Raw genomic sequence first — 23,770 nt, 5'->3', positions numbered from 1 at the left:
CTGCCCATTTGTAACTATTCACAAATCTTATATCAGTTTTTAACGTTTACACAAAACTTGAAACGGTCTCTAATATAATGCATTTATAGCCTTCTTCCCCTCTTCTTTTTGAGCTCACTGTATTTGTTCTTCCGAATATCGGCTTATACTCCCCAGTTCATTTGCTTTTTTAACATCCTCCAAAATCATATTATCTCTAATTCGTCTTTGTTCATATTCTTTATAATTATATTCTTTCTCATCTATTTTTCTATTTACATATTTATTCACACTTGACTCATCAATAATATTTTTCACTTTCTTACAAATAGGTAAATTCAAAAATTCTTCTTTACTCTTATCTGCTCGCCTGAATTTATCATTCCACTTTTTAGAAATTTCAGACAATTCTATCACTTTCTCGATTGAATAATCTTTAAAATAAGTTATTTCTTCCCCCGTATAATACTTTTCTGTATAGCATTTAAACGCATCTGCAATTTTTATGGTGCATTCTTCTGGTGACTCTATAAAATCAAATGAAGAAACTATTTTATACACATAATCCTGCAGATAATTATAATCTGGTGGAAAATCGTCTGCTACCACTTCTCCATCATCATCTGTTATTGCACAAGGTTTAGGATTAATGCCTTTTTCTTTCAACTTATAGTTATAATATGCCATAATACAACTTGTGTCTGCATTCTCTTTACTATATTTACATACATCTCTATAAGCACTTAATAATTCAAGCAACTTATTTCTTTCCTTTTTTCTAAGATATTTAACCGCATAAGAAGAATTGATTTCAAAAAGTGCTTCATAATCATTACGCGTATAATATTTTTCATTCAATAATTTAACGATTGGAAATATCACCATCATCAATACACTTTCTCGGTTTGCTTTGTCATAATATCTTTTTGATATTAACAACGATGCAATCGCAGAAATGAAAATAGCCATTGCATTTTGATATAGCCAATTACCAATTTGTACCAACATCTCTTTTTCCTTCCTATATCGTATTTCCGCTACCTGTTCTGTACTATATTCAACACTTAATTACTATCGGCACACCTGCATCTATCAGGTAGTCCTCATGATAGAATAACTTTTTTCGTCGCTTTTTTCGTCGCTTTTTCAACGAAAAAAGCGACGAATTATTTTAATCTATACAACTTGCCTTTTGTTTTCCCATTATCAATGAGTTTATCAAGTGCAATTAATTCCTTTAACAATTCCTTTGTCCTAGTATCCTTTAATCCCAGATTATCAGCTATTTCAGCTGTTTTGTGCCATTCTCCATCATTTAATAATTTTAAGATTTTTTCATATTGCTCTATCTTTTTCTTTGATGATTTTTTCGTTGCTTTCTCATAGCTATCTGGCAGCAAAACTTCATCATCCGCTTCCAAAAATGCCGGGTGGATTGGAATTCTTATTCTCATAGCTCGTCTATCTTCATCCGTAAAGAACTCCGCTCTTGGTGAGCCATTCTTCTCAAGTTCTTCCTGTATTGTTGGTATGCCAGAAGAATGTCCCTCTGATAAATCCAGTTCTTTTAAAAACTCTCCAAGTCGTCTATTTCTATAATATCTCGAAACAAATCTCTTTCCCTCAGCTATCGTTTTTTCTGAAATAGATCTGTCTATCCCCGGAAAATTCATAATATTTATGCAATCCGGCTCTATCTCTATAGTTACTGGTTCAAAGGACATATAATCTCTGTGATAAAAGGCATTTACAACAGCCTCCTCTATCGCCTGATATGGATAATTGAATATCCTTAACGCCTCCATCTGATTTGGTACTTTAATTACCTTCTCTCGAATAATCAAATTACGAAATCTTTCCATTGTTGCCTGAATCATCTGTGGCACAGAACCTGTAATATTGGGGAAATCTTCACTAATACTTGGATTTTCAATACTTCCTTTAGGAAAGGATGTCATCTGTACATAAGTATATCCAAAGAATTTTTCTGGATGTTCACAGAACATCATAATTGCCACATTCTGAATATATCTGAGTTCTGGCGGACCAATCAATAACTGCATATCATTAAGTATTTCCTCAACACCACGTTCCCTTACCTGTTTAGCAAGCTTACTACCGGTTTTTCTCAAATGATCTTCTAACAGTACAGGTGAAATATCCTCAAATGTTGCCTTATGGTTTGCTCTGCAATCAAACGGTGTTTGATCTGACATATTAATCAGTTCTCGCTCCTGTTCACTATTTGCCTTAACAGAACTTGTCTGATAACGAATATAATAATTGTACTTTTTCTCTTTCTTACTTGTTACATGCTCTGGTGATTTATAAGGTCGCTGCTGTCCTGTTCTGACAACAATTACAAAAATCCATTTTTCATCCACTTCTGCTGGTATACCCTGTGGAAAGTAGGGTGGAGAAATCAGATTATTATAACCCAACATATCTTTCTGTATTGAATCCAACATATATTCAGGTAAGCCCTTTACCGGACGCTTGGCAACACCATTTTCTTCCTCAACGCCTACAACAATATAACCGCCGCCATCATTATTATAATCATTTGCAAATGCACAGACACTATGGTAGATATCATCAGGATTCCACCCAGCCTTAAACTCTATTCGGTCTGATTCTAATTTTCTTTTGTTTAATAAGTCCTCTACATCCATTTCAAGTTCCATAGTGTCATCTCCATTCCTACACAACTATATTCTAAACATAATTATCATTTCTAATTTTCTTAGTATCTTATTTGATTTTTATTTCCAAAACTTATATTTACTATCTCTTAACTCTCTCTGTCTCTTCTCTTCCTTTGATTGAAAATAATTATTTATATCGGCTTCGCAATACTCACCTTCAAGTTCAAAATTATATTTATGCATAGACATATCATAAACTTTAATATCTTTATGTTTTGCCAAACAATACAAATACTCTCTATTATCCCTATGCATTCTGCATCCAATATAAATTGCCTTTATTGGGAAGAATGGTATCATATTGTCATATATTTTACATATATCCACAGGCAGCAAAAGTCGCCATTCATTTTCATATTTCCACGATGAAGATTTTGTGATAAATGACAGCATTAAACTTTTATCAAGTTCCATCTGTTCATATGCTGTAAGCGGGATTTTGTTTATATACTTGTATATTTTTCTTTTACTTAAAATAATCTGTTTTGCTCCATATTCGCAAGGCAATAATCCCCCTAGAATCATTGCATTTTCTCTTGAATCTGCAATAGGTCGTGTTAAATCGTACTCAACACAAAAACCTTCATGATTTTGTGCATAATGTGCCCATAATTCCATATAAGAAGTCAACTTAAAATCATCAATATTAGCAAATGAAGTTACTTGTATCATATTTTTTCTTAGCTCTTTTAGTCCATTTTCATATTTTATCCTATCATAATATAGTTTCCGACTAATTTCATCGCTTCCTTTACGTTCTTTTCTTAATTCAGGATCATAACAGATATGAGTAACAACACTATCAAAAGTATTATATATACTTCCATTATGCTGTTCCCAATCACCGCAATAACTATGTTCCAATTTATTCAATTCATCTTGTGATAATATCTCTCGTCCAACAGCGTCCGTTTCTTTCAGATAATCCAATAAACAGTATTTAAGAAATTCATTTTCATTTGCGCACAATAAGCAATCAAATGGATCATTAAAGTTACTAGGGTTATTCATAAAAACAGAATTGGTTTCAATACATTTTAAACTATTATGATTAAATGGAAAAAATTTAAACAAACTTTTGGGCATATGTTCTGTTTTATCTACATAACCTTCCCACATTGATTCATATAAATCTATTTTTTTATCTAAAGCATATTGGATTCTATTTTTTATCCAAGCTTTTTCCCATTTACCCTTATAAAATTTACTCCTATAATCAGACTTATCGTATGCTGATGTTTCTCTTCTATACTCCCATCTTGGATTTTCTCTACGCATCAATACGTACTTTCCTTTCTATTTACTACAACTCTTTAACAATCCTCATAAACTCTTCATATGAGTATGCACCATTATATCCCGGATTTTTTGTTTCAAATCTTCATCAATTAGGTGCAGGTTATCCATCAAGATAGTATCTTCCACACTGACTTCTTCCTTCGTAAGCCTTCCTCTTTTCACTGCCTTATCTTTAAATAACTGTATTGCATCCTGCTTTAAGTCAGATACTTACAGTTTTGGCAGAGGCACACCATCCCATGTTCTTCCCTGCGTTTTTAACAAAGCTCTTTCCAATTCCTTTCCAGTAATCTCACGCATGGTACTTCCGGAACGACAATAATATTTTCCACGAAAACTTATTAAAGATGGATATTTATCAACAATTATCTGCAGATACTCAAGTTCGCCTTTATATAACAAGTTCACATCTGCAATGATTCCCATTGTATCTGTAATCTTATTAGGAATTCGTTCTAATAAATCTCTTGCATTATCAATACCTACAACATTACCATCGTCATCCGTATCTATGTATATTGTTCCACCGTAGGCATTGGCATATCCACAAATCCATTTTAAATACTCATCCTGCCATGATTCCTTCCACTCTATGGATTGATGTTCTTTTTCCTTCATATATCCACCAACATTCTTTATTTCTAAAGTATTTTACCGGTTATCCTTATCTTCAACTTTTATTGAGACTTTGACTAATTCATTTTGTTCTTTAAACCAAACAAATATTTTTACAGCTATAACAACCGCCACAATACTACATATACCAATAGCGACTTGTATTTTATGTGCCATAACAAATTTGCCAATCCAAATCACTCCATATGTCACTGCCCATATTGCCACAAATACAACAGTACGAATTATCCAATGAAAAAATGAGCCTGCAGATTTTCCAGATATAGAACCGCTTTGATACAAAACACCCACCTTATTATATGCCACACGATATGCCATTTCTCCAATAACTAATAGAATAATCCATTCATAGTACCATTCAATTGGTAACCCTAATGGCTCTGTTATTAAATCAAATATAAACTTAAACATTTATCTCCCTTCTTTCTCCACTTCCGTAAAAAAATACTCCAATGTATCCACAAACATATTTGCATCAAATAATTCTTTTATTTGACTTCTGTTCATCCACGCAACTTGCGCCACTTCATCTGTTGTAGCATTGCTCAAATCAACCTCTCCATCATACTCGAACAACCAAACATCTACAATTTTATTAACTACTTTACCGAACTCTATTTTCTTTATATCAGACAAAATAACATGTCCTTTTTCCGGTAATAAATCTACCCCTACTTCTTCTTTTACTTCTCTGAGTGCACCTTGCAAACTATCTTCCCCTTTTATCACTGAACCATCCACACATTCCCACACCAAGGGAAATGTTGGTCTGTTTGCCGAGCGCTGCGCAATCAGATACTCTCCCTTTGAATTGCGAATCCAAACATGTACCACCAGATGATATCCGTCTATCGGTAACTGCTCACCCCTGACATGGTCTTTCCCAAGAAGCTCCCTATTTTCATCATACAAATCCCAAATTTCTGCATCCGGTACATACTCCACAATATCGCCAAAATCTGCATTTAAAGTCTTACAGATTTTGCTAAGAATTGTAAGACTTACCTCTTCATCACGTCGCAATTTTGTCATTGTATTCGGGGCAATTTCTGCCTTTTTACGCAAATCAGATTTGCTCATTTTTTTGTCAACTAATAATTTCCATAATTTGTTATATGATACAGCCATAGTATTCGCTCCTACCTATTCACATAAATCTTTTTCTGCTTCATATCTACCTTTGCAACAGCACCATACTGTAACGCACATCGTGGCATAGCATGTCCGAAATTCACATTATAAACAATCGGAAGTTTCTCATTGTCTATCACTCTAATAAGAATATCTTTATATTCCTGATAATAAGCTTCATCCTGTGGTTTTCCAACTAATACACCCTTTACCACGTCGAATACTCCCTTTTCTTTCAGTAATAACACTTCTCTTTCAAACAATTCAGGAGTCGGTTTTTCTTCGCAGGTTTCTATAAATAGAATTTTCCCAACCCACTCTTCCTTATTTGGAAACAGATCATATCTTTCACAAACTTCCTTTTCATCTTCATATCTGCTATTGGTCAATACATCATAAAGGCTTTCCAAACATCCTCCTAATAATCCTCCTTGGAAAATTTCACTTCCCTGGAGAAGTTCAAACCCACGTTCTTCCTTATGAGTTTTTCTTTCTGTTCCTATTGCGGCTCTTGAAAAATCTTCTCTTTCTTCATACCAAGTATCACTGGATATAATTTCATCAGATTCATTACCTTCCAAATAACTCTCAAATGCCCTTTGGGTATATGGTAACATCTCATCTGCAATTTCTCCCAAATCACAAATAAAGTTTGGTCCGTAATAAGTAGACAAGCCCAGTTTATAAAACATCAAATGATTGATCGTAGTATCTGAGAATCCTGTAAATAATTTTGGATGCTCCTCTACCGCCTTTATAAACTTTTCATCTTCCATTAGATAAGGCAAAAGTCTGTATGTATCATCACCACCAATTGCACAAATAATCCCTGCAATAGAATTATCCAGAAATGCATCTTTTAAGTCTTTCGCCCTTGCTTGTGGGTGAGTTTGCAAATATTCAATCCCCTTCAAAGCATTAGGCATAAATACCGGCTCCAAACCATATTCTTTTAATCTCTTTACACCAATCTCAATATTATGACTGCAAAATTCTTCACCAAGCATTCCACTCGACAAGCTTACAATTGCTACTTTGTCACCTTTTCTCAATTTTCTTGCATATTGCATACAGACATCCTCTCTCTTTGCTAAAACACTGTCCGCTTTTATACTTCTTCAATTTCATAAATACGTACAATTTTGTCAATTATTGACTTCATATCTTCTACAAGAGACTGGCTACTATATATAATCTCCTCCCTTAATTCATACTTCCTTTTTATCCTTTTATCATTATTATATCTATCAAAGAAATCATAATAATACGCCATATATTCCTCTGGTAACATATTTAATTCTATTACTGGCTGAGCATGCTTGCATGGCTTTCCATTTATAATGACATGGAGTGCTGATGCATAAATGCGCTTCAATTCTAGATAGATAGGCTCATATAATCCATTTTCATAATCAACACAAACTTCACTTGAATACATATCTTCATTTCTTAATAAGTTCTCAATATCCTTAGTAAGATTTAATTCTCTTATAATTTGTACCGATTCTACTAGTACTTCCTCTTCCCATTCGTTACCTTCGCGGTCAGTATGATAAGCAATACCATCAATAATATTCCCATATATTTTTTCATAAGCTTCTGTAAAAATATCTACAATAATTTGATTAGCTACTGCAACAGGTTTTATATTATTATACTCTTGTATAACTTCATACAAATAATTACACTTATTTTGTATTTCTTCATTTAATCCAAATTTATACGATTCACAAACTACTTGTTTTAAAATGTCCGCTTTTATATTTATCAATATTGACCAGTCAAAAGTTGTATATGTTTTAATTTCATCAAGTAATGGCTGATATATTTGATTTTTGCGTTCAACAGCCATTGATGATTGTTTTTTTCCTTTAATCACACCACCAAACCATCCGCCTATACCACCTATAGCAAGCAGTATTGTTCCTGACACAATATCTTTTAAAACTTCATTCCAATCCATTGTTTTTGCCTCCTGAATTCAAAGCACACACTTTCTTTGTAACTAGACAATTAGCAAATATCCCCTTTTACAATTCTACCAACACATCTTCATCAAAATAATAAATATTCTCTTTCTTATACCCATATTTTGAATCAGGAAATGCTATATGTGGCTCAAAAGTAAAATAATTCATCGCTACAAGTTTCGCCTTATTTCCTTTTTCAATATAAATTCTGTCACTCTTAACTTTCGCAATGGAATGTCCTAGATTACCCATAAAATCAAGATTCACAAATCCGTTTTCAACTATGAACTCATTCATATGATAATATAGTTCTTCAAAAGTGGTTCCTTTTGTAACAAAACGAAATAACTCTGCATGTAGCTTATCTTCCATTTGCAAACCACTTTTCCACTCTTGGTTCTGAATTAACTCTATATCATCTACAACCTCACCATTTTCTACAATAATAGTTCTAGCATAATCTCCCCAGATATTACCTACCTGTGGACTTAAATCAATTGTTATAATATCATTATTTTCTATAATTTTATCCGAAGTTACATATTGCTTTCCAGATACGGAAACCGTTGTTTCATCTCCTGCGAATACAAATGCACCAACATCCCAATACCAGAAAGAGTCTGCACCTAACTCCATCAGTTTTTCCTCACATAGTTTTCGAATATCAAATAACTTCATACCCGGCTTAATAATCTTTTTTATATATGCTATAGTCTGTTTTGCAGTCTGCTGTATCTGACTATAAGATTGCTTTTGTATTTGCAGATATTTTTCAATCAACTTTGGTTGTATCAATGGATAAGTCCAATTTTCTGGTAATTCATCCATAAGTACCACCTTCTCCATCTCGCAATGAAGTTCACCTGAAAATTCTCTTATTTCTGCAAAACATAATAATCCAAATGATTCCTCTCCGTTTTCATTTATACTGTTCTTACCTGTGACAGAATATACACATAGCTGTTCTATATCAAACTTAACGGCACCTGTTTCTTCTTGAAGTTCTCTTTTAGCAGTCTCCAAAATATCTTCCCCTTCTTCACGATGTCCACCCGGAACTTCATATGTATCGCGTTCTTTATGTTTACACATTACCCACTTCCCATTACTCTGTGAAATAATCACTGCAAACTTCAATAAATCGTCATCAACTGTATCATAAAAATTCACTTCTAACATATCACCTTTCTCCTTCCCACTCTGCCATGAATTCCTCAAGATAGGATTCCATGATAAATTGTCTATGCCAAGCTTTCTTCTTTGCAGCATCCGTATTCATCATATCCTTTAGCAATAGTAACTTTTCGTAAAAATGATTAATGCTTGTAGAATTTTGATTTTGCTGATACTCTTTTTTACTCACATTAATCAAAGGTTTTATCTCCGGTTCATAAATCTTTCTACCTTTACTACCACCATAAGCAAATGCTCTTGCAATTCCAATTGCTCCGATTGCATCCAGCCTGTCCGCATCCTGCACGCATTTACCTTCTATCGTACTTGGCACAACTGAATCGTTTCCTGCAAATGATACTTCCTCTATAATCTTACACACAGTTTCAATAATTTCATTATCCACACCGTTGCCTTTCATAAAATCAACTGCCTTTCTCTTCGAAGCATAAGTTTCCGATGAAAGCTTGGCATCATCTACATCGTGTAATAATGCTGCTAACTGCACAATCTGCATATCCGCATTTTCCTGCTTTGCAATTTCTACCGCCAACCGATAAACCCTAATGGTATGATGGTAGTCATGCCCACTGGAATCAGCAGCAAATATTTGTTTCACATATGTTATAGCATTTTCTATCATAATACCTGTCTCCAATATCATCACACCCCTTCTTTGATATAAAAATCTTGTAATACCAACCAAAAACATTCCATCTATATGTGAATAATATCCATAATAAATCATTTAATCTATACTGTTACAGAATTCCTCGATTTCTTCTCTCCTGCATTCCAAATCTTCCTTATATTCCACCGAACACAAACCAAGTCTATCACAACATTCAATTTCCATATGTCCATAAAAATGTTCTATGGTTGCAATAATCCTCTCACATTCCTTCATTCCCGGTCCAGTTCTTAATACGATAACATATCCCTTCTTACCACTACTTATCTTGGCATGCGGTTCATGTGTGTTACACCACGGAGTGCATCTATCAATAAAAGATTTAAATTGTCCTGGTACATCTGCCCAATACGACGGAGAGACAGATATAACAATATCGGCCCATTCATATTGCTCAATTATCCTATCAACATCATCATTCTGAACACATTTTGCTGTATTATGACAAGTTCTACATCCTTTGCAATATTTTATATCATAATCATCAATACATATGTTTTTAACATCATGTTTCTTTTCCAGACAAGCAGTAACTATATTAACAATTTCTGCTGTTGCTCCATTTCTTACAGGACTACAATTCATTATCAATACTTTCATTTTGACCTCCGTTTTCATGTACCACTTTTTTATATGATATCACAGAATCACTACATCATCAATAACAATCGCAACTTCTTGCGATTGTTTCCTAGTTTCCATTATATAATTCGGGTGCATAAAGTGAATCGGAGATATGCAGAGGAATCACCTTTCTCTGTCCCTATTCCATATTTTATCTTCCGCCTTACCTTTATCAACATCTCTGCTAATTGCTTCATCATAAATCCTCTGGAACTCCTCATAAAGCTCGTCTCCAGCCAGCTTTATCTCCAGCCTTTTCATTACATCCGAAAACAACCTTATGCTTCCACTAATATCAGCAATATCAAATCCGAATACATCTGCCTTAACAGAATCACTGACATTCTCAAAACCACCAAGATCTGATATTCTCCTGACAATCCATCCAACTTCGTCCACAGACTCTTTTTCTTCATGTTCCACCAATTCGCTTTTACCTGTTACATCAGTTATACCTTCGTCCATTCTTGTCACATTCTCATCAGACAGATTGTGAACCTTTGACATTTCTGTTCCTTCTAAATCTATCTGTTGTTTACCGGCAACATTAATTTGCTCCTTTTGTCCATTTCCATCATTATGGTTATTAGCAGGCTGATTCATTACAACAACATTTCTCTCCGACTCAACAACTGCTCCCGCTGTTCTCTCAACTAACATATCCTCTTCCATCCCCGGTATCTCAACATCCCTGTCAGCAACAATCTCCTCTTTCCCCGACACCGCATAATAAGCCGTATACAAATCTTCTTTTATAATGTCATCAGTAAGCTGTATCTGCCTCTTAATTTCCCTTTTCTCCTGCTTCAGTTCGTCCAGTTCTTCCTGCACTCCCGCATGCCACAGTTGATATTCCCGGTACTTCTCATCCGTCTTAATCTTCCGTTTCCTGCTGGCGTTTTCCTTATAAATCTCCTGTTGCCTGTCATCAATCCGCTTCACCTTTTTCTGCTGTTCACTCCTGTACTTCACAAGTCCCGCAACATCCCTAATATCATTATTTACCAGTAACAGGTACTCGTCCTGCAGCTGATGAAACCTTTTCAATTCTTCCGTATACTTTGCTCCACCAACCACAAATCGCTTCTGTTCTACAATTCTCAGCCTATATAGCTTTGCATAAAATCGTTTCTGGTATGGTGAAAGTTTCGCCCCATGCAACCCTCTTATATCCGATGAATAAAAATAAGGCTTTGCCATCCAAGGCATATCTACATGATGTCTAAGCCTATCCTCTGCAAACATTTCATCCATCTTTACCAGACTATGATAATATCGGAATCCCGGTGCCTGCACTTCCATCCACGCATCTTTCTTGAATACATATCCAAGTCTTTTCATCAGATATTTAAAATGCTCCACATTCCCGGCTGCATATGCACACATCTTGGCATCCCTGAGAATTATCTCTTTCATGGACATTTCCTTTTCCCATTTGTCCCTGCTGATATTCTTTGGATTCCTGCTGTACTCTGCCGGCATTATGGAAAGTCCAAGTTCATCACAATATTTATTTGTGATAGGCTGGAGATGATTCTTCCAGTTGCTTTTCGGTGAATTGTATTTCTTGCCGGTTGTCATGCTGACACTGTTCCAGATAAGATGTCCATGCATATGCTCTCTGTCTGTGTGGACTGCATACACAGCCTCATAATCATCACCAAGCTCATCCTTCGCAAAGTGCTCCAGGACGTACATTGCCTGTTCTGCAGTTACTTTTTCTTCCGGCGAAAACGATATAATCACATGATAGCCTTGTCTTTTACCTGTCTTATGAAATATATTCTTTGTCTCCTCCATCTGCTCAAATGCCGTATCCGGCAGGCAGTTAATACCGCCCACCAGTACACATTCTTCTGTCTTATCCGGATTCTGGATATATTCCAAAGCATTCTTCAGGTGTGATGCTGGATTTCTACCTTCTGACTCTTTTATATTTAAGATCTTTGTAATCGCCATACTTCCAGCACCTCCCCGAATGTTTTCTTTACATCATCCAGACTGTTCTGCAATTTATCAATATCGCTGTAATACAATCTTCCCTGTGAATTGCCAAGCTTTACCGCCTGATTAATATTATTTGCAATACCTGCAATAACACGAATTATTTTTGCCCTGTCCTCTGGATAACTTGTATCAATGTTGCCTCCTGTCCGAATTAATTCTCTTATATAGGCACTTGCTGTCATTCCTGTTCGCTTAAGTGCCGCTTTCAGAATATCCATATCTTTCTCTGACAACTTCACCGATATCTTATAATCTTTCCTGTCAGACTTGTATCTTCTCTTTCCATCTGCCATACGTTTTTCCCCTTTCGTAATTTCCAAATTCTGTATCAAACCAATCTCTTTTTATCTGTACCATTGCTTTTTTCATCCTTTCTAAAAGTTCTACTTATAGGTTTTGCAAGATGCGGAAAAGGTCGGACCTTTTCCCGAAAAAATATAAACGCATCAGCGTTTACATAATTTTTCGTCTTGGCAGGAGCACCTGCACCCTGTATATGATATGTGGTGGTTAATGTACCACCACAATTACTGATATGGTGGCTAAAGTTCCACCTGATTTAAAAGTGGTGGCACTTTTTGCCATCACTTTACTGTTTTAGTGGCGTTTTCCGCCACCACTTTTCCATTTTGACGGCACTTTCCGCCACCATAACTTTTTTCTCGCTTATCTGAGTGGTAGCGCTTTTTGCCGTCACTTTGCTGTTTTGACGGCGCTTTTTGCCACCACTTTTCCATTTTGACGGCACTTTTTGCCTCCACACTTTTTCGGCTCTGATTTGTGCGGGGGCGCTTTCTGCCCCCACTTTGTGGTTTTGGGGGCGCTTTCTGCCCCCATTTGCACGTTTTGGGGGCGCTTTTTGCCCCCACTCGCTGGATTCACCTATTCAGTTGTCTCTTTCACCATTACATCTGCATCCAACATCACATTTTCTGCTATCTCAGCACCATCTTCCGACAATTCATTTGTTTCAGGCGGTATATCCACTTCATCCTGTTCACTTATCACAGAATCCCCAACTGCCGCTTCATAATCCATTTCTTCTACAACCTTGCTTCGGTTACGCTGTGGCTCATAATCCGGATTGTAATAATCTTCGTAACCATAGATTTTCTGTTCAAAGTACTTCCTTGGACATTTGCCCCGCATGGTGAAATAACCTTTTGCCTCAAGCTCTGCATTATATTCCTTTATAATCGCATATGCCTTTGTCATCCCGATACCAAGCATCTGGCTTATCTCACCTGCATCTATGAATGCTTCCTTTATACCCTTCATGCAGCTCCTCCTTTCATAAATTGTTATTTTAAATACGTTTTTTCACAAAGTCACTATCCTGTTCTTTATTTAATCCGTATTTTTAATTCGTGTTTATCTTAATATCCTTTTCAAAATTTGTCAATAAAATTTTTGTAATTACGCACTTGCAATTCGTTTTTACTTATGATAAAGTAATCTTACAATCATAAACAAGTCACTTACTGATACGTATTTTATTTATTATCAATCTTATACGCATCTTTACAACGGACTATTTCATATAAAGGAAGGTGGACAGAATGACTAATTCTCATTCCATTAAAATCACTATGTCTTCTCCAGAAGAAATCGGGAAGGCAATACAGAAACAGCGCAGAGCACAGAAAATTACTCAAAAAGAGTTTGCACAGCATCTTGGTAAATCAGAACGCACTATCCAGAAATATGAGTCTGGTGAAATACTAATGAAGATAGATGTTTTAAAACAGATTGCTAATGAATTAAATGTTCCATGGCAGGAGCTTTTATCTCCAGAAGATAATAATATTCCCAAAGATAATACGACTACTAAATATCCGGCATATGAATTCCACACTATGTCAGATGTTATCAACGCTCTCTTTGCCATAACTGAACTTACTGATTTTTCATTTGAGCTGACCAACACCAAACCTCCTGAAAATCCTGAATGGACTGCCGGGATCAAGGTTAATGGCAAAGGCAATGGAAAATATGATGCAGACTTCTGTCTCTTTATGGAAAACTGGATAGCAAAGAAGAATATGCTTCAGACAGGAAAAATTTCAAAAGAAAAGTTTGATTCATGGAAATCAGATATGTTAGCATATTATAAGGATTCCAGACTGGATAATGAAGCCGATTAAAAAACTGAATAATTGCAGGCTTACACCTTTAGTAAAGAAAAAGCTCCGGCACACTCCTTCTCGCAAAAGGAATAACCGAAGCTATGTAAGTGATTAACCCGAAGGCTTTATAATCACCCTGAACAAGTAGATTATATCATAGCCTTTTGATGATTGCACAACAATTTTACAAAAAGGAGATGATATTTATGCCAGCTTACAAAGATGAAAAAACTGGTAAATGGTTCGCCAAGTTCTATTATACGAACTGGCAGGGAATCAAAAAACAGAAGTGGAAAAGAGGCTTTGCCACCAAAAAGGAAGCCCTAGGATTTGAAAGGGATTTTCTGGAAAAGCAGTCTGCCAATCCTGACATGACATTTCAAAACCTTTATGAAATTTATATGGAGGATATGGCTGCAAGACTTAAGCAGTCAACTCTTCTGACAAAAAAGGCGGTACTACAGACGCATATTCTTCCATTCTTCGGTAGCAAGCCGATAAATGAAATCAAAGCCTCTGATGTACGAAGATGGCAGGCGAAGCTTATGAGTTCGCCGAATAATTACTCCCAGACCTATCTGAAAAAGATTAACACGGAGCTTAACAGCATCATCAATTACGCCAAGCGTTTCTATGACCTTAACACCAATCCCTGCGGCAAGGCAGGCACCATTGGAAAAGCAAAGGCTGAGGAAATGCATTACTGGACTTACGATGAATATATTGCTTTCCGTGAGGGTGTAAAAGACAAGTCGCTATCGTATATATGCTTTGAAGTCCTATACTGGACTGGTATGCGAGAAGGTGAACTGCTTGCTCTATCACCTGCTGATATTGACCTTGATAACAAGACAATATCCATCAACAGAACATATCAGCGGATAGAAGGAAAAGATGTATTTACATCACCTAAGACAAGAAAAAGTAAGCGAAAGATTCCGATTCCGGATTTTCTCTGCCAGGAGCTATCAGACTATATCCAGTCAAGGTATATGCTTGACGCAGATGAAAGGCTGTTCCCGGTAACAAAATCATATCTCTCACACGAGATGATAAGAGGTTGCAAGAACACAGGTGTAAAAAAAATACGAATCCACGATATCAGGCATTCGCACGCCAGCTTACTTATTAATCAGGGCTGTGATGCGCTGATGTTAGCAGACAGGCTCGGACACGAGAAAGTATCCACAACACTTAACACATACTCTCATCTGTTTCCACATAAACAGCAGGAGCTTGTGCATAGTCTGGAATCATTGCAGGCGACAGATTCGCCAACACCTGAACCACCATCTGATAACCCTCTGCTTGAAGCAGCAGGTATCACATGTGAAGTGTCTCAGACTCAAGACAACGGCTCAGATGTAACAATCCGACCTCAGTTTGGACCTGCGTTAGTACCACCAAATACCGCATCCGGGAAAATCATCCAGATGCCACAAAGAAAGATCATATAAAAGAAATCCAGCAGTCATCAGGGTTTCTTGCTATTAAAGTTAATGACAACCAACTGAAAACGATAGAAAAAGAGTAGTTGCTATTAGTAGCAAATTAGTAGCAGAGCAAAAGAAAAAGTCTCGGAATCCGCTTGTTTAGCGGGTTCCAAGACTTGTGGCTCTTATTCAAACTCAATCGTTCCAGGTGGCTTACTCGTCAAATCATAGAATACACGGTTTACCCCGCGTACCTCGTTGATGATTCGGCTCATTACTGTTTGCAGTACTGCAAATGGAATCTCTGCGCTTTCGGCGGTCATGAAATCGACGGTATTTACGGCGCGCAGTGCAACTGCGTAGTCGTAGGTTCTCTCGTCGCCCATTACTCCAACGGAACGCATATTGGTCAGGGCTGCGAAATACTGGTTCGGCATCCAGGATGGAGCTTCGTCGTTTTCTTTCTTGTAAGCAGCTACTGCCTTGTCCACTTCTTCCCGGTAGATGGCATCGGCATCCTGTACGATGCGGACTTTCTCAGCATTGACTTCACCTATGATTCGGATACCAAGACCCGGGCCTGGGAATGGCTGACGGAATACCAGATGCTCCGGAATTCCAAGCTCAAGACCGGCTTTACGAACCTCATCTTTGAAGAGGTTACGCAATGGCTCGATGATTTCCTTGAAATCAACATATTCCGGAAGACCACCTACGTTATGGTGGGATTTGATGACAGCGGATTCTCCGCCAAGACCACTTTCTACCACATCTGGATAAATGGTTCCCTGTGCCAGGAAATCAACGGCTCCGATTTTCTTTGCTTCTTCTTCAAAGACACGGATAAATTCTTCACCGATAATTTTACGTTTTGCTTCCGGCTCTGTTACTCCGGCAAGCTTGTTATAGTAACGCTCCTGGGCATTTACACGGATGAAGTTTAAGTCAAACTGACCGTTCGGTCCAAATACATTTTCCACTTCATCTCCCTCGTCTTTACGAAGAAGGCCATGGTCAACAAATACGCAGGTAAGCTGCTTTCCGATTGCTCTGGATAAAAGACCTGCTGCCACAGAAGAATCCACTCCGCCGGACAATGCCAGAAGCACTCTTCCGTTGCCGACTTTTTCACGGATTTCCTTGATGGTATTTTCCACAAAGGAATCCATTCTCCATGTTCCGGCACAGCCACAGACACCACGTACGAAGTTGTGGAGCATCTTGGTTCCCTCTTTGGTATGGAGTACCTCCGGGTGGAACTGGATGGCATAGAGATTTTTTTCACGGTTTTCTGCGGCTGCCACCGGGCAGTCTGCAGTATGTGCTACGATTTCAAAACCAGGTGCTGTCTTTGAAATATAATCAAAATGGCTCATCCAGCAAATGGTCTTTTCTTCTACATTCTGGAATAATGGTGAATTCTTATCTACCATTACTTCTGTCTTACCATATTCGCGAACCGGTGCTTTTTCTACCTTGCCGCCCAACACATGCATCATGAGCTGTGCGCCGTAACAAAGTCCCAGAACCGGGATACCAAGTTCAAAAAGCTCTTTGCTGTAAGTTGGTGAATCTGCCTCATAACAACTATTTGGGCCTCCGGTCAGGATAATTCCCTTCGGGTTCATCGCTTTGATTGTCTCGATATCTGTGCGGTAAGAATATATTTCACAATATACATTGCATTCACGGACACGTCTTGCAACCAGCTGGTTGTACTGTCCGCCAAAATCAATGACAATAACTTTTTCCTTATCCATGGACGTTTTTCCTCCTAATTTTTGCTGAGACTCGCCCAGCGTCTAAATTTTATTATAGTTGAGCCACCCTGGAAAGACAAGCCCTATTTTGTTTTCGCAAGATATTCTGAGTTGTTATTTGGGGCAGCACATAATTCTTTATTATATGGAAATACTCCCTGTATGCGTAAAGATTATCTGATTAAATCCATCACACAATACATTTTCTTTTTCTTTCTGGGAGCATTCCTTGGATACCTATGGGAAGTGCTGCTTTTTTATGTGCAGGATGGGGTTTTCTGTAACCGTGGCTTTCTCTATGGTCCATGGCTTCCGGTCTATGGTGTGGGGGCTGTCCTGATGCTGCTTATTTTAAGACGCTTTCAGAAGCATCCGGTCAAAGTCTTTTTTCTTGCGGTGCTTCTCGGATCTTTCGTAGAACTTTTTATCGGATGGTTCCTCGCCCAAGTTTTCCACCTGCGTTACTGGGATTATCACGATTATCCACTGCAGCTTGGCGGTTATATCTGTCTTTATTCTGCACTGGGATTCGGCATCGCCGGTGTGCTCTGGGTCTGCGTGTTTGCGCGGATTGCCTCCCATTTATGGAAAAAAATACCAGTACCCCTACAACGCATTTTTCTTACGCTGCTGATACTGGCATTTCTTTTTGATTGCGCCGCCGCACTGATTTTTCCCAATGCCGGGCACAATATTACGTTTTCTTAATTCTATTCTTCCATTTCAACCATGGTTGGATACGAGGCAATAGCTCCGGCTTTCTGCACACTCTTCGCACAATACCGGTTAGAAAAATCAAGGTATACTGCCATCTTATCCGAAGTCAGTTCCGGCAAATCTGCTTCCGTCACACCATCTGCATAGAGTTGATACAGGAAGGAGCCGATAAATGCATCCCCGGCTCCGGTGGTATCTAGCGCCTTTACTTTCTTTCCCTTGCTTTGTGCGTTTGCTTTTTTCGTATAGCACTCTGCTCCATCTGCTCCCCTGGTATAAATGAGAAGATGAACATTTCCCACGAAAAGCTTTTCTTTTGCTGCCTCAATCGAATCCTCTCCGGTCAGGAAATAAAGTTCCTCATCCGAAAGCTTTAATACATGTGCCAATGGGAGAAATTCCAGCACTGCTTTCTTTAAATCTTCCAGATTTTCCCAGAGTGCAAACCTGAGATTTGGATCAAAGCTTATAATTGCACCAGCCTCTGTTGCAGCTTCTATTGCCTTTTTATGTGCTTCCTTCATTGGAAAATCTCCCAGTGAAACGGAGCAAAAATGCAATGCATAGGCATCCTTAAACCAATCCGCTTCTACTTTTTCTTTTGAAAAAAGCATGTCGGCTCCTGGTTTCCGGTAAAAAGAAAATTCCCGGTTTCCATCTTCCTTTAAAGCCACAAAGGCAAGAGAGGTATTTGCCTCTTTTGTACGAAGTACATGACTGGTTCCAATTCCGTTTTCTTCCAATGCTTCTTCAATTTTATCGCCAAAAGGATCATCTCCAAGCTGCGTTATCATCTCTGATTTACCACCAAGTCTGGTAAATGCACCGCAGACATTCGCCGGTGCACCACCTACTTTCGGGCAGAATCCCAAGACATCTTTCATAGGTCTGCCACTCTCCTGTGGAATAAAATCAATCAGTGCTTCTCCGATTGCATACAGTTTTTTCTCCATCTGATCTGCCTTCCTCTTTTCACCATTTTCTAACTATGTTCAATGGTAAATGTTTTCTTCACAAGGTCTGCCTTTAATACTGCATAGTCTGCTCCGCTGCTTCTTCGAATCTCAAGCAGTCCCTCTTCCGGAAGTTCTACCGCAATATCACCTTCCACATCAAATGCCGGATGGCTGTTGCGGAATTCCATTAATTCCAAAAGTTTCTTTACCACCGGACGCTCTACTTCTTTTGCAATCTCTTCCTTCGAATAATAGTGGCGGTTAATATTTCTGCCTTCTTTCGTTGCTTCCAGAAGCTCCAGGTCATTGCATCCTGCCAGCATGCCTACATAATAGACCTGCGGAATTCCCGGTGCAAAGAACTGGATTGCACGGGCAAGAAGATAAGCATCATCCTGATTTCCAAGTGCAGAATAGTAAGTCGTATTCACCTGATAAATATCAAGGTTATTGTAGGCTGCCGTATTGTAGATTTTCTTGACATTCGCTCCTTCGGAAAACATCATTTCCTTTGTTCGGTCAATTTCTTCATCCGGCATCAGATCTTTCACATCCACAATTCCGATTCCATCATGGGTATCTAACGTGGTAAACTGATGCTTCGGACTCATTTCCAGCCATTTCTTAAGATAAGTTCCCTTTCCAAAGTAAAGGGCATTCAATACCAACACCGGAAGTGCAAAATCGTAAATCCAGAAATTCTGATTGGCAATTTTCATCTGAATACTGTAATGTTCATGAATTTCCGGCAGAATTATCACATCATGTTTCTTTACGATTGCTTCAATTCGATGCAGGAGATTCCAGATTTCCGGTTCCACAAAGAAACAGCTTGTATTCGCTTTCTTTACGGCATAAGCAAATGCATCCAGCCGGATAATGGAAGCATTTTTACTGCACATCAGTTCCAGTGTATCTTCCATAAATTTCTGAACAGCTTTAGATTCCACATTTAAATCAATCTGCTCTTCTCCAAAGGTGCACCAGACCTTCTCGCTGCTTCCATCAGCAAAATCTGCATCAATATAAGGTGCTCTTGGTTTCCTTTTATAAATCAAATCTACCTGTTCTTCTGTCGGTTCTCCGTTTTCCCAGAAATCCTTGTATCGGATGAAGAAATCCTTATATTCCGATGCATCCTTTTTCTCTAAGAAATCTTTAAAATACGGAGACTGTCTGGAAATGTGGTTGACCATAAAATCAAACATCAGATAGTATTCTTCTCCGATTTTGCGTACATCTTCATAGGTTCCAAACTGCTCGTCTACCATGTCATAACGCATCGGTGCAAATCCCCTGTCTGCCGAGGACGGAAAGAACGGAAGAATGTGTACGCCACCTACCGCCTTATGAAAATAAGTTTCTAACATTTCTTTTAATTCAGAAAGATTTTTTCCAAGGCTGTCTGCATAAGTGATCAGCATAATTTTATTTGTCAGTTTCAAGCTTCTTCCCTCCTTTTAACGTAAATGTAAATTCATATTTTCCCGGCTGTTCCATCCGGTACTGCGGATGTGGTTTGGAAAGCCAGCTATCGTCGCCGCCAACTCCCATCTGATGGAGAGACGGACGGAGAATCGTATATTCACTATCCGGCAGCTCGTAAAGATGTCTGGCATTTTCCAGCTCATGCGGTGTATAAGGCAACGCCGATAAATCCATTTCTTCTGCACTAATCCGGAGTCCATAACCATTCTCATCTTCGATTACTGCTTCTCTGACACCACTGCGTCCGCCACTTTCCTGCGGAGCCAGATATTCTGACAGATTTTCCTTTACGGAAAAATGAAATTTTCCAAGTCTGCTGCCCTGACGGCGGTCCCAGTAATTTTCTTCCGGACCGTATCCATAGTAAGTTACTTTATCATATTGCTCCGGGATTCGAAGCAGCATACCAAATTCCGGCATTTCATGGGTCTTGATCTTCTCATCGGCTTCATATTCCATATGGATGGTGAGTGCTCCGTCTTTTCTGATACCATAAGTCACCCTGCACTCATTTCCCGGGATGTTCTCTGCCACATCAAAGAGACGGTATACATAAGAAATTTCTGCACCATCCTTTGTTTCTTTCAGCTCTGCCGGCATTGCTTTTGCATACATGCTGGCTGTCTTCCAGCATCCGCAACGCAGCGGCATTCCACTTCCTTTGTCATTGTCTGTCGGTGCCCGCCAGAAATTCGGCCTTGGAACGGATACGATAAATTCTTTCTCTTCTACCTGATAAGAGGTCAGTCCGCCACCTTCCTTTGCAAAAAGCATTTTTATATTACCTGCTCTCACACCGATATTCATAAGTCCATCAACCAGCTCAAAATCTTCTGCTTCTCTGATTACTTCTTCCGGAGCTTCCTTTTTTCCTGCATACTGACCAAAGGCAAGCTCATATCCGGCTTTCGCCCACGCAGTATCTTCTTTGGTAAGTAAGGAGGCGGTCACCGTAAATTCTCCGGCTATCTTAAGCCCCTTGGAAAGGCTGCTGATATCTATCGCCTCTTCTTCCTGTGGTGCTGTATGAAGCTCATAAGTGTTCTCTGCACATACACCGTCTTTTGTTGCAACGACAACTTTTAATACATAATTTTTCAGAGAAATAAATAAATTTTCGTTTTTAACAATAACCTTTGTTTCCTCCGGCAAAAGCTTTACACTCTGATACTGGAATTTTACCTCCTGCATCTTTGGAGTCACCTTGCGGTCAGCATAGAGAAGTCCGTTTCCACAGAAGGTTCCATCATTCGGACGGTCTCCGAAATCTCCACCGTAGGCTAAATATCTCTCGCCCTTTTCATTGGCAAGATAAAAGCTCTGGTCAATAAAATCCCAGATAAATCCACCCTGATAACGTGGTTCTTCTTCTGTAAGCCGGATATATTCATCCATTCCACCAGTAGAATTTCCCATGGAATGCATATATTCACAACTGATTACCGGTTTTGTTTTTTCATTGGTAGAGGCTTCACCCTCGCTTAAATATTTCCGCAGTTTTTCTGCCGGTGCATACATAAAGCTCTTCACATCAGAAGTATCCGGATAAGTATCATCAAAGGTAATACCCTCATAATGTACCAGGCGTTCGGAATCATTTTTCCGGAAGAACTCTGACATTTCATATAAATTGCTTCCGCCACAGGACTCATTTCCGCAGGACCAAAGCAGAATGCAGGCATGGTTCTTGTCCCGCTGATACATGGAGTTAGCGCGGTCTAAGACGTTTTCTCTCCACTCTGCTTTGCTGCCCGGTATCGTCTCACTCATCGGTGCCTTTCCTACTGTTGCAAGGAAACAATCCGCATGGGACTCAAGGTTCGCCTCGTCTATCACATATAACCCCAATTCATCGCAAAGTTCATAGAAATAACTCTGATTTGGATAATGTGAAGTCCGCACTGCATTGATATTATTCTGCTTCATGATAAGAAGGTCATGGAGAATTTCTTTTTTTGTAACGCTTCTTCCATGGTCGCAGCTTAATTCGTGACGGTTTACACCGCGAAATACAATACGTTTTCCATTCAGGCACATAATGCCATTTTCCATAGCAAAATGCCGGAATCCAATGCGCTGTTTTATTACTTCTGTTACGGTATCATCGGAGTCTGTTACTTCTATATATAAGGTATAAAGATTCGGCTCCTCCGCACTCCAAAGCTTTGGTGCTTTTATTTTTAACTCTATTTCAGCTTCTGTGTAAGCTGTCTCTGTCTTTACAACACATTCCTTTTTATCATCGTATAAGAAAATATGCAGCTTGCAGCAGGTATCTGCACCGGCTCCTACCAGCTCTTTCTCCTGCCAGTTTTCCTGTGCCGGCTGGTCTTCCTGTTCCGGTACACCCTTCCACTGCAATTTCAAAACTGCTTCTGTCAGATTATCCTGAAACTGCTGACTTACCTTCAAATCATAGATATGATGTGCCGGCATACGACGCAGTGTCACATCACGGAAGATTCCAGACATCCGGAAGAAATCCTGACTCTCTAAAATACTTCCGGTGCAGAAATGAAAGACTTCTGCCGCCAGCTTATTTTCTCCCTCGCAGACCAATTCTGTGATATCAAATTCTGCCGGTGTAAAAGAGTCTTCGCTATAGCCTGCAAATCTGCCATTTACCCAGAGTGCCATAGCACTTTCCACCCCATCAAACCGGAGGGATAACCGGTCCTTTAACATTTCTCCGGTCACTGAAAAAGAATGCACATACATTGCAACCGGATTATATTTCTTTGGAATCTCTTTGCCACAGACAGCTTCTTTTCCATCCCATGGATACTGGGAATTCACATACTGCAATTTGTCATAGCCAAAAAGCTGTATGGAAGAAGGCACCATAATCTCATCCCAGTTGCTGCTGTCATAATCCTTACGATAAAAGCCCTCTATGACTTCTGCTAAGTTATTGGCATATGCAAATTTCCATCTGCCATTGAGGCTGGTGAGAAAACTGCTTTCCACACCGTCTGCCTCTTTTCCAGTTGCATAATATCCATGGTCTGAATGTGCCGGCATCCGCCGGATTGCAAAACAGTCTGGCTCATAAATTACATTTTCGTTAAATTCCAT

The 23,770-nt window shown here is 38.6% G+C and carries 22 protein-coding genes and 1 pseudogene; 3 read left to right on the top strand and 20 right to left on the bottom strand.

Annotated features, from left to right (window positions below; genetic code table 11):
- Window positions 1-114: 114 nt before the first annotated feature.
- The 16 genes and pseudogenes from OCV43_RS03260 to OCV43_RS03190 all read right to left on the bottom strand — a co-directional run bounded on the left by OCV43_RS03260 (window position 115) and on the right by OCV43_RS03190 (window position 13,493).
- On the bottom strand, window positions 115-987 hold the full coding sequence (locus OCV43_RS03260) for a hypothetical protein (RefSeq protein WP_262623407.1): 873 nt from the start codon (window positions 985-987) through the stop codon (window positions 115-117).
- 158 nt (window positions 988-1,145) lie between these two features.
- Window positions 1,146-2,663 (bottom strand): RNA-binding domain-containing protein, encoded by a 1,518-nt coding sequence (locus OCV43_RS03255; protein ID WP_262623406.1) that lies wholly within the window; start codon window positions 2,661-2,663, stop codon window positions 1,146-1,148.
- 78 nt (window positions 2,664-2,741) lie between these two features.
- Window positions 2,742-3,962 carry a DUF2971 domain-containing protein gene (locus OCV43_RS03250; protein ID WP_262623405.1) on the bottom strand — a complete coding sequence of 407 codons (1,221 nt, stop codon included), beginning with the start codon at window positions 3,960-3,962 and terminating at the stop codon, window positions 2,742-2,744.
- 231 nt (window positions 3,963-4,193) lie between these two features.
- Window positions 4,194-4,601 carry an AlbA family DNA-binding domain-containing protein gene (locus tag OCV43_RS03245; protein ID WP_243006000.1) on the bottom strand — a complete coding sequence of 136 codons (408 nt, stop codon included), beginning with the start codon at window positions 4,599-4,601 and terminating at the stop codon, window positions 4,194-4,196.
- 33 nt (window positions 4,602-4,634) lie between these two features.
- Complete coding sequence (locus OCV43_RS03240) at window positions 4,635-5,030, bottom strand: hypothetical protein (RefSeq protein ID WP_117841293.1); 396 nt, start codon at window positions 5,028-5,030, stop codon at window positions 4,635-4,637.
- Window positions 5,031-5,564 (bottom strand): NUDIX hydrolase, encoded by a 534-nt coding sequence (locus tag OCV43_RS13905; protein ID WP_416906619.1) that lies wholly within the window; start codon window positions 5,562-5,564, stop codon window positions 5,031-5,033.
- A pseudogene (locus OCV43_RS13900) lies at window positions 5,547-5,747 on the bottom strand (helix-turn-helix domain-containing protein); the annotation flags it as partial. The gene OCV43_RS13905 and the pseudogene OCV43_RS13900, both read right to left, overlap by 18 nt.
- 11 nt (window positions 5,748-5,758) lie before the next feature.
- The gene (locus OCV43_RS03230) at window positions 5,759-6,820 is read right to left on the bottom strand and encodes a S66 family peptidase (protein ID WP_262623403.1); all 1,062 of its coding nucleotides are present in this window, start codon (window positions 6,818-6,820) and stop codon (window positions 5,759-5,761) included.
- Window positions 6,821-6,858: 38 nt separating this feature from the next.
- Window positions 6,859-7,713: a hypothetical protein gene (locus tag OCV43_RS03225; RefSeq protein ID WP_262623402.1), complete on the bottom strand. Its 855-nt coding sequence runs from the start codon at window positions 7,711-7,713 to the stop codon at window positions 6,859-6,861.
- Between the two features lie 67 nt (window positions 7,714-7,780).
- Window positions 7,781-8,899: a M24 family metallopeptidase gene (locus tag OCV43_RS03220; protein ID WP_117841297.1), complete on the bottom strand. Its 1,119-nt coding sequence runs from the start codon at window positions 8,897-8,899 to the stop codon at window positions 7,781-7,783.
- 1 nt (window position 8,900) lies between these two features.
- Window positions 8,901-9,557, bottom strand: a complete 657-nt coding sequence (locus OCV43_RS03215; protein ID WP_262623401.1) for an HD domain-containing protein — start codon at window positions 9,555-9,557, stop codon at window positions 8,901-8,903.
- Between the two features lie 84 nt (window positions 9,558-9,641).
- On the bottom strand, window positions 9,642-10,202 hold the full coding sequence (locus tag OCV43_RS03210; protein WP_119224447.1) for a flavodoxin family protein: 561 nt from the start codon (window positions 10,200-10,202) through the stop codon (window positions 9,642-9,644).
- Window positions 10,203-10,331: 129 nt separating this feature from the next.
- On the bottom strand, window positions 10,332-12,167 hold the full coding sequence (locus OCV43_RS03205; protein ID WP_262623400.1) for a relaxase/mobilization nuclease domain-containing protein: 1,836 nt from the start codon (window positions 12,165-12,167) through the stop codon (window positions 10,332-10,334).
- Window positions 12,146-12,547: a plasmid mobilization protein gene (locus OCV43_RS03200; protein ID WP_241070777.1), complete on the bottom strand. Its 402-nt coding sequence runs from the start codon at window positions 12,545-12,547 to the stop codon at window positions 12,146-12,148. Before OCV43_RS03200 ends, OCV43_RS03205 begins: the two co-directional genes overlap by 22 nt.
- Window positions 12,548-12,804: 257 nt before the next feature.
- Complete coding sequence (locus tag OCV43_RS03195) at window positions 12,805-12,963, bottom strand: hypothetical protein (RefSeq protein WP_262623399.1); 159 nt, start codon at window positions 12,961-12,963, stop codon at window positions 12,805-12,807.
- Between the two features lie 134 nt (window positions 12,964-13,097).
- The gene (locus OCV43_RS03190; protein ID WP_118468234.1) at window positions 13,098-13,493 is read right to left on the bottom strand and encodes a hypothetical protein; all 396 of its coding nucleotides are present in this window, start codon (window positions 13,491-13,493) and stop codon (window positions 13,098-13,100) included.
- Window positions 13,494-13,774: 281 nt separating this feature from the next.
- Here OCV43_RS03190 and OCV43_RS03185 point away from each other — a divergent pair, with 281 nt between their 5' ends.
- Both OCV43_RS03185 and OCV43_RS03180 read left to right on the top strand, forming a co-directional pair.
- Complete coding sequence (locus OCV43_RS03185; RefSeq protein ID WP_262623398.1) at window positions 13,775-14,359, top strand: helix-turn-helix domain-containing protein; 585 nt, start codon at window positions 13,775-13,777, stop codon at window positions 14,357-14,359.
- Window positions 14,360-14,547: 188 nt separating this feature from the next.
- The gene (locus tag OCV43_RS03180) at window positions 14,548-15,798 is read left to right on the top strand and encodes a site-specific integrase (protein WP_317246653.1); all 1,251 of its coding nucleotides are present in this window, start codon (window positions 14,548-14,550) and stop codon (window positions 15,796-15,798) included.
- Between the two features lie 161 nt (window positions 15,799-15,959).
- On the opposite strand, the gene guaA is transcribed toward OCV43_RS03180, so the two are convergent.
- Window positions 15,960-17,534, bottom strand: a complete 1,575-nt coding sequence (gene guaA / locus OCV43_RS03175) for a glutamine-hydrolyzing GMP synthase (protein ID WP_262623397.1) — start codon at window positions 17,532-17,534, stop codon at window positions 15,960-15,962.
- Between the two features lie 162 nt (window positions 17,535-17,696).
- Here guaA and OCV43_RS03170 point away from each other — a divergent pair, with 162 nt between their 5' ends.
- The gene (locus OCV43_RS03170; RefSeq protein WP_262623396.1) at window positions 17,697-18,242 is read left to right on the top strand and encodes a putative ABC transporter permease; all 546 of its coding nucleotides are present in this window, start codon (window positions 17,697-17,699) and stop codon (window positions 18,240-18,242) included.
- A 2-nt stretch (window positions 18,243-18,244) separates the two neighbouring features.
- Here the strand turns inward: OCV43_RS03170 and OCV43_RS03165 are convergent, their stop codons facing one another.
- Genes OCV43_RS03165 through lacZ form a run of 3 tightly spaced genes read right to left on the bottom strand, consistent with a single transcriptional unit; the run spans window position 18,245 to window position 23,770 of the window.
- On the bottom strand, window positions 18,245-19,204 hold the full coding sequence (locus OCV43_RS03165) for a carbohydrate kinase family protein (RefSeq protein WP_262623395.1): 960 nt from the start codon (window positions 19,202-19,204) through the stop codon (window positions 18,245-18,247).
- Between the two features lie 29 nt (window positions 19,205-19,233).
- Complete coding sequence (gene gtfA / locus OCV43_RS03160) at window positions 19,234-20,652, bottom strand: sucrose phosphorylase (RefSeq protein WP_262623394.1); 1,419 nt, start codon at window positions 20,650-20,652, stop codon at window positions 19,234-19,236.
- Window positions 20,636-23,770, bottom strand: a complete 3,135-nt coding sequence (gene lacZ, locus OCV43_RS03155) for a beta-galactosidase, LacZ type (protein ID WP_262623393.1) — start codon at window positions 23,768-23,770, stop codon at window positions 20,636-20,638. Before lacZ ends, gtfA begins: the two co-directional genes overlap by 17 nt.

This window comes from Roseburia amylophila, assembly GCF_025567465.1.
In the GTDB taxonomy this organism is placed as follows: Bacteria; Bacillota; Clostridia; order Lachnospirales; family Lachnospiraceae; genus Roseburia_C; species Roseburia_C amylophila.
This window is presented reverse-complemented; position numbering and strand designations above follow the sequence as displayed.